Source organism: Pseudonocardia sp. ICBG601 (assembly GCF_020496245.1).
Genome location: NZ_JAHLJA010000094.1, coordinates 1 through 13,145, shown reverse-complemented (window position 1 = coordinate 13,145; position 13,145 = coordinate 1). Strand labels below are relative to the sequence as shown.

14 protein-coding genes and 3 pseudogenes are annotated in these 13,145 nt (G+C 71.4%); 11 read left to right on the top strand and 6 right to left on the bottom strand.

Annotated features, from left to right (window positions below; all coding sequences use genetic code 11):
- The first annotated feature begins 383 nt into the window (after nt 1-383).
- The 5 genes from KPL57_RS24885 (at nt 384) to KPL57_RS24865 (ending at nt 5,432) form a co-directional block, all read left to right on the top strand.
- On the top strand, nt 384-1,115 hold the full coding sequence (locus KPL57_RS24885; RefSeq protein WP_043281833.1) for an MgtC/SapB family protein: 732 nt from the start codon (nt 384-386) through the stop codon (nt 1,113-1,115).
- A gap of 31 nt (nt 1,116-1,146) precedes the next feature.
- The gene (locus KPL57_RS24880; protein ID WP_226353376.1) at nt 1,147-1,929 is read left to right on the top strand and encodes an ABC transporter permease subunit; all 783 of its coding nucleotides are present in this window, start codon (nt 1,147-1,149) and stop codon (nt 1,927-1,929) included.
- A 69-nt stretch (nt 1,930-1,998) separates the two neighbouring features.
- A complete protein-coding gene (locus KPL57_RS24875) occupies nt 1,999-2,880 on the top strand; it encodes an ABC transporter permease subunit (protein ID WP_226353375.1) in 882 nt (293 codons plus the stop codon).
- Between the two features lie 33 nt (nt 2,881-2,913).
- Nucleotides 2,914-4,221 carry a nitrate/sulfonate/bicarbonate ABC transporter ATP-binding protein gene (locus KPL57_RS24870; RefSeq protein WP_226353374.1) on the top strand — a complete coding sequence of 436 codons (1,308 nt, stop codon included), beginning with the start codon at nt 2,914-2,916 and terminating at the stop codon, nt 4,219-4,221.
- Between the two features lie 143 nt (nt 4,222-4,364).
- Nucleotides 4,365-5,432 carry a response regulator receiver protein gene (locus tag KPL57_RS24865; protein WP_226353373.1) on the top strand — a complete coding sequence of 356 codons (1,068 nt, stop codon included), beginning with the start codon at nt 4,365-4,367 and terminating at the stop codon, nt 5,430-5,432.
- An 80-nt stretch (nt 5,433-5,512) separates the two neighbouring features.
- On the opposite strand, the gene KPL57_RS24860 is transcribed toward KPL57_RS24865, so the two are convergent.
- Nucleotides 5,513-6,391 carry a helix-turn-helix transcriptional regulator gene (locus tag KPL57_RS24860; protein ID WP_226353372.1) on the bottom strand — a complete coding sequence of 293 codons (879 nt, stop codon included), beginning with the start codon at nt 6,389-6,391 and terminating at the stop codon, nt 5,513-5,515.
- A gap of 178 nt (nt 6,392-6,569) precedes the next feature.
- Here KPL57_RS24860 and KPL57_RS24855 point away from each other — a divergent pair, with 178 nt between their 5' ends.
- On the top strand, nt 6,570-7,271 hold the full coding sequence (locus tag KPL57_RS24855; protein ID WP_226353371.1) for a type 1 glutamine amidotransferase domain-containing protein: 702 nt from the start codon (nt 6,570-6,572) through the stop codon (nt 7,269-7,271).
- Between the two features lie 11 nt (nt 7,272-7,282).
- Here KPL57_RS24855 and KPL57_RS24850 read toward each other — a convergent pair.
- Nucleotides 7,283-7,422: pseudogene (locus KPL57_RS24850) on the bottom strand (1,4-dihydroxy-2-naphthoyl-CoA synthase); the annotation flags it as partial.
- A 279-nt stretch (nt 7,423-7,701) separates the two neighbouring features.
- On the opposite strand from KPL57_RS24850, the gene KPL57_RS24845 reads away from it, so the two are divergent.
- The gene (locus tag KPL57_RS24845; RefSeq protein ID WP_226353370.1) at nt 7,702-8,235 is read left to right on the top strand and encodes a hypothetical protein; all 534 of its coding nucleotides are present in this window, start codon (nt 7,702-7,704) and stop codon (nt 8,233-8,235) included.
- A 38-nt stretch (nt 8,236-8,273) separates the two neighbouring features.
- Here the strand turns inward: KPL57_RS24845 and KPL57_RS24840 are convergent, their stop codons facing one another.
- Nucleotides 8,274-8,804 (bottom strand): hypothetical protein, encoded by a 531-nt coding sequence (locus KPL57_RS24840; protein WP_226353369.1) that lies wholly within the window; start codon nt 8,802-8,804, stop codon nt 8,274-8,276.
- 223 nt (nt 8,805-9,027) lie between these two features.
- The gene (locus tag KPL57_RS24835; RefSeq protein ID WP_226353368.1) at nt 9,028-9,255 is read right to left on the bottom strand and encodes a helix-turn-helix domain-containing protein; all 228 of its coding nucleotides are present in this window, start codon (nt 9,253-9,255) and stop codon (nt 9,028-9,030) included.
- A 247-nt stretch (nt 9,256-9,502) separates the two neighbouring features.
- Here KPL57_RS24835 and KPL57_RS24830 point away from each other — a divergent pair, with 247 nt between their 5' ends.
- The 3 genes and pseudogenes from KPL57_RS24830 to KPL57_RS24820 all read left to right on the top strand — a co-directional run bounded on the left by KPL57_RS24830 (nt 9,503) and on the right by KPL57_RS24820 (nt 11,044).
- The gene (locus KPL57_RS24830; protein ID WP_226350834.1) at nt 9,503-10,267 is read left to right on the top strand and encodes a transposase family protein; all 765 of its coding nucleotides are present in this window, start codon (nt 9,503-9,505) and stop codon (nt 10,265-10,267) included.
- Between the two features lie 67 nt (nt 10,268-10,334).
- Nucleotides 10,335-10,481: pseudogene (locus KPL57_RS70155) on the top strand (hypothetical protein); the annotation flags it as partial.
- 137 nt (nt 10,482-10,618) lie between these two features.
- Nucleotides 10,619-11,044: a transposase family protein gene (locus KPL57_RS24820; RefSeq protein WP_226353367.1), complete on the top strand. Its 426-nt coding sequence runs from the start codon at nt 10,619-10,621 to the stop codon at nt 11,042-11,044.
- On the opposite strand, the gene KPL57_RS24815 is transcribed toward KPL57_RS24820, so the two are convergent.
- Nucleotides 11,037-11,423: a recombinase family protein gene (locus KPL57_RS24815; RefSeq protein WP_226353366.1), complete on the bottom strand. Its 387-nt coding sequence runs from the start codon at nt 11,421-11,423 to the stop codon at nt 11,037-11,039. The genes KPL57_RS24820 and KPL57_RS24815 overlap by 8 nt on opposite strands.
- 190 nt (nt 11,424-11,613) lie before the next feature.
- Here KPL57_RS24815 and KPL57_RS24810 point away from each other — a divergent pair, with 190 nt between their 5' ends.
- Nucleotides 11,614-12,393, top strand: coding sequence for an IS5 family transposase (locus KPL57_RS24810; protein ID WP_226353365.1), 780 nt, complete (start codon nt 11,614-11,616; stop codon nt 12,391-12,393).
- An 84-nt stretch (nt 12,394-12,477) separates the two neighbouring features.
- Here KPL57_RS24810 and KPL57_RS24805 read toward each other — a convergent pair.
- A pseudogene (locus tag KPL57_RS24805) lies at nt 12,478-13,145 on the bottom strand (hypothetical protein); the annotation flags it as partial.

Genomic DNA, 13,145 nt, shown 5'->3' with positions numbered 1-13,145 from the left:
GGGGTGACGAGCGTCAAACATTCTCACAAACCGTTTGAACGTTGCAGCTCGGTACGTTCACTGGTCCCCGACTGTCCACGAGGGAGGTGAGCCGGATGTCCGACGACGAGCACAGTAGGGTCGACGAGCACAGTAGGTGCGGCCGCACGGACTGCCGGCCGCTGCACCGGAACTCCCGGGCTGAGCTCGGGCCACGTGCCCGCGTCCGCCGTCCACAACGGCCGCTTCGTCCGCGCGGCGTCCCCTGCCGCGCGTCTCCCACCTCTCCCGTCCGTCACCGCCCCCCCACACGGCCGGTCGTCGCGTGCTGCGCCGACCGGCATCGACGTGTGTGCCCGGCCGCGCCGGCGGGACCTCTCCTGCGCAACGAGAGCGAGTACGTGATGACGACCGTCGAGATGCTGCTGCGCCTGGGGGCCGGTGTCGGCCTGGGCACGGTGATCGGCTTCGAGCGCCAGTACCGGGCGCGGATGGCCGGCCTGCGCACCAACGCGCTGGTCGCCGTCGGCGCGACCCTGTTCGTCCTGCTGTCCGCACACGGCTTCGGTGGGCTGTCCGACACCGGCAGCGCCGATCCCACCCGGGTGGCGGCCCAGATCGTGTCCGGCATCGGGTTCCTCGGCGCCGGGGTGATCCTGCGCGACGGGATGACCGTCCGCGGGCTCAACACCGCGGCGACCCTGTGGTGCTCCGCCGCCGTCGGAGCGCTGTCCGGGGCCGGGCTCTACCCGGTCGCCGCCGCGGGGACCGGTGTCGTGGTGCTGGTGAACCTGGCGCTGCGCCCGCTGGGGCGGGCCATCGACCGCCGCCCGGAGTCCGGCGACGAGACCCCGACCGTCTACAGCTTCCACGCCGTCACCCGCGACGACGCCGAGGCCCACGTCCGGGCGCTGCTGGTCCAGGCACTCGGGCGCACCGACTTCCGGCTCGCCTCGGTCCGCTCGGCCAACACCGACACCGACGGCTACGTCGAGGTCCGGGCCGATCTGGCCGCCGACCACCGTGACGACACCCAGATGGAGTCGGCGGTCAGCCGGCTGTCGCTCGAGCCCTCGGTCACCAGCGTCCGGTGGGACGTGCGGACCCCGGCCCGGGACACCGGCGCCGCGCGCTGACCCCGCCCGCAGGCGGAGAAAGGAGACCGTCGTGGTGCTGCGCGTGTTCCCCTCCCGGGAGGCACTGGCCCGGCCGCGGCAGGGCCTCGTCGACGTCGCCGTGCTGGCCGGGGCCGCCGCCCTGCTCTACGCACTGGTGCGGGTCTCGCACGGGATCGACGTCCCGTTCGACCCGGCCACCGCCCCGTCGCGGCTCTCGACCGACCCGGCCGAGCTGCCCTACTACGCCGCCCGCTCGCTGCTGCGGATGTTCGCCGCGCTCGTGCTGTCGGTGCTGTTCACCTTCGTCTACGCCACCGCCGCGGCCAGGCTGCCGCGCGCGGAGGCGGTGCTCCTGCCGGCGCTCGACATCCTGCAGTCGGTGCCGATCCTGGGGTTCCTGTCGATCACGGTCACCGGCTTCCTCGCCCTGTTCCCCGGCTCGGAGCTGGGCCTGGAGTGCGCGTCGATCTTCGCGATCTTCACCTCGCAGGCCTGGAACATGGCGTTCGCTTTCCACCGGTCGCTGGTGTCCCAGCCCCGCGAGCTGGACGAGGCGGCGCGACTGCTGCGGCTGTCGAAGTGGCAGCGGTTCTGGCGGGTCGACGTGCCCGGCGGGATGATCCCGCTGGTCTGGAACGGCATGATGAGCTTCGGCGGCGGCTGGTTCTTCCTGGTCGCCTCGGAGGCGCTGACCGTCGACGGCCACTCCTACGTGCTGCCCGGTATCGGTGCCTACGTGGCCACCGCGACGGCCGACGCCGACCCGGGACGGGTGCTGCTCGCCGTCGTCGTCATGGTGGTCATGGTCGTCGGGGTGAACGTGCTGTTCTGACGGCCGCTCACGGCTTGGGCGGAGCGGTTCCGGATCGGTGACTCCGCACCCGCCGAGGCGCCCCGCAGCGTGGTGCTGGACCTGCTGCGCCGCTCCCGCGTCCCGCGGGCGGTCGGCCGGGTCGCGGGGCGGCTGGTCGGGCCGCTCGACCGGGCCATGGCGGTGTTCGGCCGCGCCGAGCACCCGCTGCGGGTGTCGGCCGTGCGCCGGCGGGCCGGTGACGTCGTGCTGGGGGCGGCGGTGGCGGCCGTGCTCGCCTACGCCCTGGTCCGGATGGCCGGTTACGTCGCGGCGGCGGTCGGGTTCGGCGAGGTCGGGCACGCCCTGCTGCTGGGGCTGGTCACGTTCGGCCGGGTGGTGCTGCTCGTCGTCGTCGCGACCGTGGTGTGGGTGCCGGTCGGGGTGTGGATCGGCATGAACCCACGGGTGTCCCGGCTCGCGCAGCCGGTGGTGCAGGTACTGGCCTCGTTCCCGGCGAACTTCCTGTTCCCACTGGTCACCGGGGTGCTCCTGGCGACCGGGGTGAGCCTGGACTGGGGCGGGATCGTGCTGATGAGCCTGGGTGCGCAGTGGTACATCCTGTTCAACGTGATCGCCGCGGCGTCGGCGATCCCGCACGACCTGCGCGAGGCCGCGGCCGACCTCGGGCTGCCGCGCTCGCTGTGGTGGCGCCGGCTGGCGCTGCCCGCGGTGTTCCCCGGCTACGTCACCGGCGGGATCACCGCCGCGGGTGGCGCCTGGAACGCCTCGATCGTCGCCGAGGTCGTGACCTACGGACCGGTCACGCTCACCGCCACCGGGCTCGGCGCGTACATCGCTCAGGCCACCGCCGCCGGCGACGGGCCCCGGATCCTGATCGGCGTCGTCGTCATGAGCCTCTACGTCGTCGGGGTCAACCGCCTGTTCTGGCGACCCCTGCAGGCCCTGGCCGAGCGCCGCTTCGCCCTCTGACCCGCTGCCCCACCGATCACCAGGAGGCATCCCGTGTCGTCCACGACCGCCACCCGTTCCGACGCCCTGATCACCCTCGACGGGGTCAGCACGAGCTTCCCCGGCAGCACGGGGGAGGAGCTGCGGGTCCTGCAGGACATCGCCCTGGAGCTGCGCGAGGGAGAGATCGTCGCGTTGCTCGGCCGGTCGGGCTCGGGCAAGTCGACCCTGCTGCGCACCATCGCCGGGCTGATCGCGCCGACGTCGGGCTCGGTGCGGTACCGGGGCCGCGAGCTCGACGGCGCCAACCCCGGTGTCGCGATGGTGTTCCAGTCCTTCGCACTGATGCCGTGGCTGACCGTGCAGGACAACGTCGAGCTGGGGCTCGCCGCCCGTGGCGTCCCGGCCGCCGAGCGCCGCGAGCGAGCCCTGGCCGCGATCGACCTGATCGGACTCGACGGCTTCGAGTCCGCCTACCCGCGGGAGCTGTCGGGCGGCATGCGCCAGCGGGTCGGGTTCGCCCGGGCGCTGGTGCTGGAACCGGACCTGCTGCTGATGGACGAGCCGTTCTCCGCCCTGGACGTGCTCACCGCGGAGAACCTGCGCACCGAGCTGATGAGCCTGTGGACCGGGCGGCGCTTCCCGACCCGGTCGGTCTGCATCGTCACGCACAACATCGAGGAGGCGGTTCTGCTGGCCGACCGGGTCGTCGTCCTGGAGGCCAACCCGGGACGCATCCGGGCGGAGGTCGCGGTCGACCTGCCGCGGCCGCGGGACCGCGCGACGCCGGCGTTCACCGCGCTGGTCGACCGGCTCTACGACCTGTTGACCGGTCGCGAGTCCGACGTCGTCGGCGTCGGCACCGGCGAGGTGACCCCGACCGCGCGGCCGCTGCCCGCCGCCTCGGTGGGCGGGCTGGCGGGCCTGGTGGAGCTGGTGCACTCCGGTGGCGGCCGGGCGGACCTGCCCGAGCTCGCCGCCGGGCTGAGCTTCGAGGTCGACGACCTGCTGCCGCTGGTCGACGCGGCCGCGATGCTCGACCTGCTGGAGGTGTCCGGGGCGGACCTGCACCTGACCGGCACCGGGCGGGCGTTCACCACCGCCGACATCCAGGAGAGCAAGCGGATCTTCGCCGCGCAGGCGGTGACCCGGGCCCCGCTGGTGCGCACCGTGCACCGGGCGCTGTCCGCCGCGGCGGACGGATCGCTGCGGGTCGGGTTCTTCCTGGACCTGCTGCAGCGGGGGTTCTCCGCCGAGGACGCCCGCCGCCAGATCGACACCGCGATCGACTGGGGCCGCTACGGCGAGCTGTTCGACTTCGACACCGACACCGGTCTGCTCACCCTCGACCCGGCCCCCTGACCCCGCCGGGCCGCCCGCGCTCCCGGGCGGTCCCTGTCCAGTCACACGGGATTCTCTGCATTATCCAGTGTTATCTCGGTTAGTCATAACGAACCACGAACTGGTTTCGAGTTTGAGAAACATGAACCGGTAGCGTGGGGTGCATGGCAGACACGGTGGTGCGGTGCGGATACAGCCGATGCCGGGCGGAGCTGCCCCCGCCCGGGCCGCAGGGCGGCCGTCCGCGGTCGTTCTGCCGGGACACCCGGTGGGAGCAGGGTCGGACCTGCGCGCAGATGGCCCGCGCCGAGCGGGAGGCCCTCGGCGCCCTCGGTCTCGACACCGGGACCGGGGCGTTCGCGCTCGACGCGGACCGGCTCCGCGAGCACGTCGGCGCGCTCGCCGGGCCGGTCGCCGAGCTGTCCGGGGCACTGACCGCCGTGCTGGACCGGCTCGACGAGATCGAGCGCGACGCCCTGGCCGCCACCGAGGCCGCCCGCGCCGCCGCCACGGAGTCCGACGCAGCCCGTCAGCAGGCCGACGCCGCACGGGAGGCGGCCGAGCGCCGCGCCCGTGACGCGGACCGGGCCGCCGCCGACGCCCGGCAGGAGCGGGCCGAGGCGGTGGCCCGGGCCGAGGAGGCCGCCGCCACCGCGCTCGCGGCGACCGAGGCCCTCGGTGCCGCGCGCCAGCAGGCCGCCGACGCCGTCGCCGCCCGGGACGCCGCCGTCGTCGAGCGCGACGGCGCCGTCGCCGACGCCCGTGCGGAGCGGGAGGCCGCCGCGTCCGCCGGTCGGGGCCGGGAGACCGCGGTGCTCGCGGCCCGGACCGCGGAGCACGAACGCGACACCGCGGTCGCCCGCGCCGACGACCTCGCCCGCGACCGCGACCGTGTGGCCGGGGAGCTGGCGGCGCTGCGCGCCGAGCTCGCCTCGGTGGCCGGCGAGCGGGCCGGTCTGGCCGAGACCGTCGCCGAGCAGCGCAGCCGTCTCGCCGGGCAGCAGGACGCGCTGGCCGAGGCCCGCGCCGTCGCCGACGGGCTGCGTGCGGAGCACGACGCGGCGCGTGCGGAGATCCGGGAGCTCTCCGACCGGATCGAACGCGTCCGCGCCGAGCGCGACGGCCACGCCGCCGAGCTCGAACGGCTGCGGAGCGCGACCGTGGAACCCGCTCCTGTGGCCCGGATGCACCCCGACGACCTCGCCGCCCTGGCCGCAGCCCTGAAGGACTGACGCACCGGGCTGGATCGGCGTCGGGAGGTGCGGCTCGCGCGTCGACGCGACGTGAAGGTCGAGATCGCGAGCGTCCGGCGTCAGGAGCCGTCCTGAGCCGCCCGGTCACCGGTCGTCCGGTCGGACAGGGCCCAGCTGGCCAGGACGTCCATCGCCTCGCGCGACGGTGACCCGGCCGCGGTCGAGTAGAGGAACAACGTGGTGTCCGGATCACCGGGCGGGGTGAGGGTCTCGTACTCCACGCTCAGGTGCCCGACGACCGGGTGACGCAGCCGCTTGGTCCCGTAGGTCCGCTGATAGACGCGGTGCTCCCCCCACCATCGGTCGACATCGGGGCTCTCCCGGCGCAGCTCGGCCACGAGCTCGACGGTCGCCCGGTCCCCGGGGTCGCGGCCTGCCTCCAGCCGCAGGGTCTCGACCGCGGCGCGGGCCTGGACCGCCCAGTCCTCGAACAGCGACCGCGCGTCGGCGTCGAGCACGATCCAGCGGGCGTAGTTGCGTTCGGGGCCGGGGAACCGCTCGAAGTCGACGAACAGCGCCGCGGCCATCCGGTTCGCGGCCAGCACGTCCATCCGGCGGCCCAGCAGCAGCGCCGGCTCGTCGAGGGCGTCGAGCAGCTGTCGCAGCCCGGGCCGTACCCGCTGCACCGCCCGGGCCCGGGGCTGCGGCGAGGCCGGGCCGAGCCCGATCAGGTCGCTCAGGTGGGCCCGTCCCGCGGCGTCCAGCTCCAGGGCCCGGCCGATGGCCTCGACCACCGACGGCGAGGGGACGATCCGGCGTCCCTGCTCCAGCCGGGCGTAGTAGTCCGAGGAGACTCCGGCGAGCAGCGCCACCTCCTCCCGGCGCAGCCCCGGCACGCGGCGGACGCGCCCGTCGGCGGGCAGGCCCGCCCGCGCCGGGTCGCACTGACCGCGGGCGCGGCGCAGGAAGTCGGCGAGCTCGCGGTTGTTCCCGGCCATGCCGGCCAGTATCGCCCCACCCGGTCCGTCCCACCTGGCCCTGTGCGTCCTGGTCAGCGGGGTCCGCGGTCGGGCAGGGCCCGGTATCGGCCCCCGCGGCGCCCACGCCGCCACGAGGCTGGGGACACGCTCCGATCGCCGGGAGCGCACCACGGTCGACCATCGAGGGAGAACCACCATGGGCCGGATCCTGATCGTCATGTCCGCCGCCGACACCTGGGAGCGCACGGACGGCACCTCCTACCCGACGGGCTACTGGGCCGAGGAGCTGGCGGCGCCGTACGAGACGTTCGTCGGCGCCGGGCACACCGTCGAGTTCGCCTCCCCGGGCGGCGTTCTGCAGCCCCTGGACCCGCACAGCGCCGACCCCGATGTCGCCGGTCCCGACTGCGCGCGTCACGTCGAGGTCGCGGAGACCGCCCTGCGGGAGTTCGGGGCGCCGCTGGTGCTGGCCGAGGTCGACCCGGAGCGGTACGACGCGATCGTGCTCCCCGGCGGCCACGGACCGGTCGTCGACCTGCACGAGGACGCCGACCTGGGTGCCCTGCTGGCGCGGGCCGAGGCCGACGGCCGGATCGTCGGCGCGGTGTGTCACGGCCCCGCGGGACTGCTGAGCGCGACCGGCCCGGACGGCGGCTGGCTGTTCGCCGGGCGCCGGATGGCCGCCTTCACCGACGAGGAGGAGCAGATCTTCGGCACTGCGGAGGGCGCTCCGTGGCTGCTGGCGAGCCGGCTGCGCGAGCGCGGTGCCGCCCACGAGAGCGGGCCTGCCTACGAGGCGTTCACCGTCGTCGACGGCAACCTGGTCACCGGTCAGAACCCGGCGTCCAGCGCGCCGATGGCCGAGCAGGTCAACGACGCCCTGCGTGCCCGCGGCTAGGTGTTGCCGGTCCGGCCGAGGAGGAGGGCCTCCCGGGCGAGCTCCCGGCCGACCTGGTGGGCGCGGTGGGCCGAGCCGTCGCCGTCGTCGAAGGAGCCGACGTCGGCGTCGGTCGGTGTGGCGCGGGCGTGCTCGCGGGGGCGATCGTCAGGCCGGCGCCGGCGTGCGTCGTGTGATCGCAGTGCTCATCCGTCGGTGGGGCAGGCCGCGATTACGCCGTCCGGACCTTCCGACGGTCACGCGTGACTGTAAGTTCTCCTCGGGGTAGGAGGTGTCACCGTCGATGCCGACCACGGTCACGGGGTCCACATGAGATGGATGCTGGGCAGGCTCCGTCGCGGGCGGCACCGCGCCCGGGGCCGGTGGCGCCGCCGGGGCTGCACGTGGCCGTGGTGACCCGTCGTCGACGCGGCCTGGCACGCTCGGCGTCATGACCTCCCGTGTTCCCTCCCGCCCTCGCCGCGACGGTGAGGTCCCCGCCCCGGTCGTGGTGACGGTGCTGCGGGAGCGGCTCTACGGCACCCTGTCCTGCCTCTCGACCCTGCTGGTCCTGCTCGGCCACGGCGGCGAGGGATCCTCGGCCGGGTCCGCGATCGTGGACGTCGTCGTGGCCGCGGGCGCCCTGTGGGCGGCGAGCCTGCTCTCCGACGTCGTCGCCCACCTCACCGTGCACGGTCACGGCCCCCGCGGCCACGAGCTCGTCGCCGCGCTGCGCAGCTCGGGGCAGATCCTGCAGGCCTCCGCCGCGCCCGTCGTGCTGCTCGTCGCCGCCGCGGTCGGGCTGCTGGAGCTCACCACCGCGCTGGAGCTCGCGACCGGGGTGACGGTGCTGGTGCTGGCCCTGTTCGCGGTGCTCGCGGCCCGGCGGACCCCGCTGTCGTGGTGGCGACGGGTGCTGCTGGTCGTCGCCCTGGTCGGGCTGGGCGCACTGGTCATCGTGGTCAAGCTGCTCGCGCACGGCTGACCTCGCACACGGCCGACCCCAGCCGGTCCGGCACGGACTCAGGCGGTGCCCGGGCGGGGCGGCCCGTACCGGAACGACGGGTGCGTCACCTCGGCGGTCGCGCGGGGCGAGAACCCGTCGAGGAGGTGGTCGACCCCGGACCAGGCGCACGCGGCGGGAACGTCGTCGTCGAACGGGGCGAGGACGTTCACGCAGTAGGCGGCGTCGCGGCCGCGGACGGTGTCGGCGACGGCCGCGGCCCGCCCGGCAGCGCCGCCCAGGTGCCGGATCCCGGTCACGACCATCGGCCCGGTGCGGGAGACGACCCGGTCGAGGCCGTCACGGTCGAGCCCGTCGACCAGCACGTCGTCGCCGAGGTAGGCGTGCGGGACCTCGGGCTCGGCGTACACCCGCGACGACGCGCGCGGGTCCAGCGGGGCGACGGTGTCGTCGTCCCAGGCGACGGCGGCGCGCAGCGGCGCGAGCAGCGCGTCGGTACGGCCGGTACCGCCGGTGCCGACGACCCCGACCCGCAGGACGCGACGTCCGCGCAGGTGCGGGGGGAGGACGGGCAGGTCGGGGTAGGGCACCACGGAGACCCCGGAGGTGACGTCGTCGGGCAGGGCCGCGGTCCAGCCCGCCCAGGCGTGCAGCGCGGCCGGGTCGCCGGGGGCGTCCGCGGCGCCGAGGACGCGGACCAGGCCGCCGCCGACCAGACCGTCGGAGCCGAGCAGCCCGACGACGACCGCGTGTGACGACGTCGCCGTCGTCGGGGCGCCGGTAAGGAGTTGTCACCAGCCGCAAACGAGTCGATCATTGCTGGTCAGCGGGTTTATTTTCGGTGAGGTTGCGGTAGAGGGTGGCGCGGCTGACGCCGAACGCGGCTGCGATCTGGTCGGCGGTCTGGCCGGTGTCGAGGGCGGCCTGGGCCGCGGCGAGCTGGTTGGGGTCGAGTTTGCGGGGTCGGCCGGGCAGTTTGCCCGTGGCTGCGGTGGCCTCGCGGGCGTGGGCGGCGCGTTCGCGCATGAACACTCGTTCCATGAGGCTTATTCAGGGCCCGTGAAATAACGATCTAGCCCGGCGTGTCGGGTTGGGCGACAGTCCGTCCATCGCGAAGATTGGTTTGTCGAATCAATCCGAGATGAATGGGCTGTCGCAGTATGTACTATGAGGCTTATTCAGGGCCCGTGAAATAACGATCTAGCCCGGCGTGTCGGGTTGGGCGACAGCCCGTCCATCGCGAAGATTAATTTGCCGAATCAATCCAAGATGAACGGGTTGTCGCAGTATGTACTATACCACTGGCTTTCGGCGTGATGAGATTCAGGATCTTGCCGCTCTGGTGCATGAGCAGGATCAGCGGAACGCGACTGGCCTGCGACGGCCTTGGCCGCCGATTCTGGGATTGTTCTGGTCGGTGGTGATCACGTTGGCGTATCTGCGCGGGAATCGTGTGCAGTGGGAGTTGGCGGAAACCTACGGGGTGTCGCAGTCGACGGTCAGTCGAGCGATCGCGGGGGTGACACCGTTGCTGGCGCAGGCGCTGCGGAGTGTAGTTCCGACTGCGGAGGAGCTTCGTGCCGATCGGCAGTACATCATCGACGGAACCCTGCTGCCCTGCTGGTCATGGACCGCCGTACCAGGTCTGTGGTCGGGCAAGCATCGCACCACCGGCGTCGTCGTCCAGGTCGCAGCCACCCTGGAAGGGCAGCTGTCGTGGATCTCCGACCCGACCCCAGGCTCCCGACACGACCTACATTGCCTCGACCAATCCGGCGCCCTCGACCACCTCGCCACATACCCACCGATCGGCGATAAAGGCTACATCGGGCGCGGCATGCTCACCCCGTTCAAAAAACAACCCGGCCGGGAACTTCTCGACTGGCAGAAAACATTCAACAAGAGCCTCAACCGCACACGCGCCACCATCGAGCGAGTCATCGCCCATATCAAGTCGTGGAAAGTTCTCCACACAGACTACCGCCGACCCTACGCCACATTTAAAACGACGATCTCGGCAGTCATCGGACTCATCTTCTACGCACTTACCTGACGGAGCCTGAATAAGCCTCTATACCACTGGCTTTCGGCGTGATGAGATTCAGGATCTTGCCGCTCTGGTGCATGAGCAGGATCAGCGGAACGCGACTGGCCTGCGACGGCCTTGGCCGCCGATTCTGGGATTGTTCTGGTCGGTGGTGATCACGTTGGCGTATCTGCGCGGGAATCGTGTGCAGTGGGAGTTGGCGGAAACCTACGGGGTGTCGCAGTCGACGGTCAGTCGAGCGATCGCGGGGGTGACACCGTTGCTGGCGCAGGCGCTGCGGAGTGTAGTTCCGACTGCGGAGGAGCTTCGTGCCGATCGGCAGTACATCATCGACGGAACCCTGCTGCACTGCTGGTCATGGACCGCCGTACCAGGTCTGTGGTCGGGCAAGCATCGCACCACCGGCGTCGTCGTCCAGGTCGCAGCCACCCTGGAGGGCAGCTGTCGTGGATCTCCGACCCGACCCCAGGCCCCCGACACGACCTACATTGCCTCGACCAATCCGGCGCCCTCGACCACCTCGCCACATACCCACCGATCGGCGATAAAGGCTACATCGGGCGCGGCATGCTCACCCCGTTCAAAAAACAACCCGGCCGGGAACTTCTCGACTGGCAGAAAACATTCAACAAGAGCCTCAACCGCACACGCGCCACCATCGAGCGAGTCATCGCCCATATCAAGTCGTGGAAAGTTCTCCACACAGACTACCGCCGACCCTACGCCACATTTAAAACGACGATCTCGGCAGTCATCGGACTCATCTTCTACGCACTTACCTGACGGAGCCTGAATAAGCCTCCATGTGTGCGAACAGCGCCAGTAGCGCGACGGCGAGTTCGGCCATCGGCGAGTCGTCGGTGGTGTCGATCGGGATCGGGTCCTTCAGGGTCTTGATCCCGATGCCCTGCTCGCGCAGCTCGTGCACGACGTTGAGGCATTCGCGCAGATTGCGGCCGAGTCGGTCGAGGTTGGTCGCGATGATCGTGTCGCCGGAGCGGGCGTAGCGGCGCAGCTCGGTGAAGCCGGGCCGGTCGATGGTGGCGCCGGTCTTCTTGTCGGTGTAGATCCGCTCGTCGGGTATGCCGTGGTGGCCCAGGGCGTCGAGCTGTCGTTCGAGGTCCTGGTGTGTGGTCGAGACGCGGGCGTAGCCCAGTTCCATCACGTCACCGTCCTGGCCTGGTCCCGGTCGGCATCCAGGGCGGCGGCGATCCGCGGGTCGGTAATGGCGGACTCGCCGGTCATGATCGTCTCGTTTCCTCCCGCAACTGTCTCATAAGTTTACCATGTGGCCGTGTTTCGAGGCGGCGTTTCGACGTTAGAGCGTGTCTGGAAATGGTGGGTGTGTCGGGATGGTCGACACGGCTGGGTGCTCCATCGTGGTCGGCATGCAGGAACGACCGCGCCGGTACCCCTCGGACACCAGTGATGCCCAGTGGGTGGTGATCGAGCCGTTGTTACCGCCGCTCGCGCGGCGGGGGCGGCCTGTTGCTCATGCTCGTCGGGACGTGCTGGACGCGATCTTGTATGTCGTGCGGACCGGGTGTGCCTGGCGGGCGTTGCCGGTGGACTTCCCGCCCTGGCAGACCGTCTACTGGTACTTCAACCAGTGGGAACAGCAGAAGGTCACCGAGAAGATCCTCCCGGTCGTGCGGGGGCAGTTACGTATCGCCGAGGGCCGTGATCCGGAGCCGAGTGCGGGGATCATCGATTCCCAGTCGGTCAAGGGCGCCGACACCGTCGGCCAGGACTCCCGCGGCTACGACGCCGGGAAGAAGACAGGCGGACGGAAACGGTTCATCGTGACCGACACCCTCGGTCTGCTGCTGACCACGATGGTGTGCTCGGCCTCGGTACAGGACCGCGACGGCGCCAAGCCGATCCTGCTCAACCTCTACCTGCGCACCAGGGTGCGGTTCGTCTACGCCGACGCCGGCTTCGCCGGGCGACTGCTCGACTGGGCCGCCACGATCCTGCAGACAACGATCGAGATCATCCGCAAGCCACCCGAGCAGCGCGGATTCACCGTCCTCCCACGAAGGTGGGTGGTCGAACGGACCCTGGCCTGGCTCACCGCACACCGACGCCTGGCCCGAGACTACGAACGCCACCCACCACATCCGAAGCCATGATCCGCTGGGCCGCGATCAACACCATCACCCCGCCGCATCGCCCGTGGATACCCCGCCACCCGCCAGCAGAAACACACGACACCCTCAACCCACTAGAATTTCCAAACACGCTCTAATCGACAACCAATCGCAGCCCGGCAGGGCGGTGTGCAGGGCCTCCAGCTCGGCGCGCATCTCGGCTTGCAGGTCGGCGATGAACTGGCTGGGGTCCAGCGGCTTGCGCAGCGCCTGGTAGTGCTCGACGCGATGGTCCTCGAAATCGGTCGGAAGGTCTTCGGCCGGGTTGCGCCAGGTGTCCGCGCCGACGACCCAGATTTCCTTGCACCGCAACTGCTCGCGTAGCGCCTGGAAGGTGCACACCTCGTAGACCATGCGCACGACCCGTTGCCGGTGGCGCTTGTCGTCCTTGTAAACCAGCGCCTCCCAGTCCTCGCTCAGGCCGCGATGGACCGGGATGTGCTCGCCGGCCGGGTAGTAGTGCAGGTTCCCGGCGCTGGCGTAGCGGGTGATCAGCTCCAGCGCGTCGAGCACCGGCCGGTGGGTGGTGTTGTTGCTGCGGAACTCCAGCACGTCCAGCAGCTTGATCAGCCCAGTCCGGTAGTGGTTGGTGTAGGAGCCCTTCAGCGTGGCCTTCACGGTGCGCTGGTAGGTCGGCCCGGAGGACTTGAACTCCGCGATCAGGTCGGCCAGCACGGCCTGCGGCGCGACCGTGGAACACGGTGTCGCGCGACAACGAGCTGGTCGCCGGCGTT

Coding starts and splice junctions, on each gene's coding strand:
- KPL57_RS24885 (WP_043281833.1), top strand. CDS start 384: ATGACGACCGTCGAGATGCTGCTGCGCCTGGGGGCCGGTGTCGGCCTG.
- KPL57_RS24865 (WP_226353373.1), top strand. CDS start 4,365: ATGGCAGACACGGTGGTGCGGTGCGGATACAGCCGATGCCGGGCGGAG.
- KPL57_RS24860 (WP_226353372.1), bottom strand. CDS start 6,391: ATGGCCGGGAACAACCGCGAGCTCGCCGACTTCCTGCGCCGCGCCCGC.
- KPL57_RS24855 (WP_226353371.1), top strand. CDS start 6,570: ATGGGCCGGATCCTGATCGTCATGTCCGCCGCCGACACCTGGGAGCGC.
- KPL57_RS24845 (WP_226353370.1), top strand. CDS start 7,702: ATGACCTCCCGTGTTCCCTCCCGCCCTCGCCGCGACGGTGAGGTCCCC.
- KPL57_RS24835 (WP_226353368.1), bottom strand. CDS start 9,255: ATGGAACGAGTGTTCATGCGCGAACGCGCCGCCCACGCCCGCGAGGCC.
- KPL57_RS24830 (WP_226350834.1), top strand. CDS start 9,503: ATGTACTATACCACTGGCTTTCGGCGTGATGAGATTCAGGATCTTGCC.
- KPL57_RS24820 (WP_226353367.1), top strand. CDS start 10,619: ATGGACCGCCGTACCAGGTCTGTGGTCGGGCAAGCATCGCACCACCGG.
- KPL57_RS24815 (WP_226353366.1), bottom strand. CDS start 11,423: ATGGAACTGGGCTACGCCCGCGTCTCGACCACACACCAGGACCTCGAA.
- KPL57_RS24810 (WP_226353365.1), top strand. CDS start 11,614: ATGGTCGACACGGCTGGGTGCTCCATCGTGGTCGGCATGCAGGAACGA.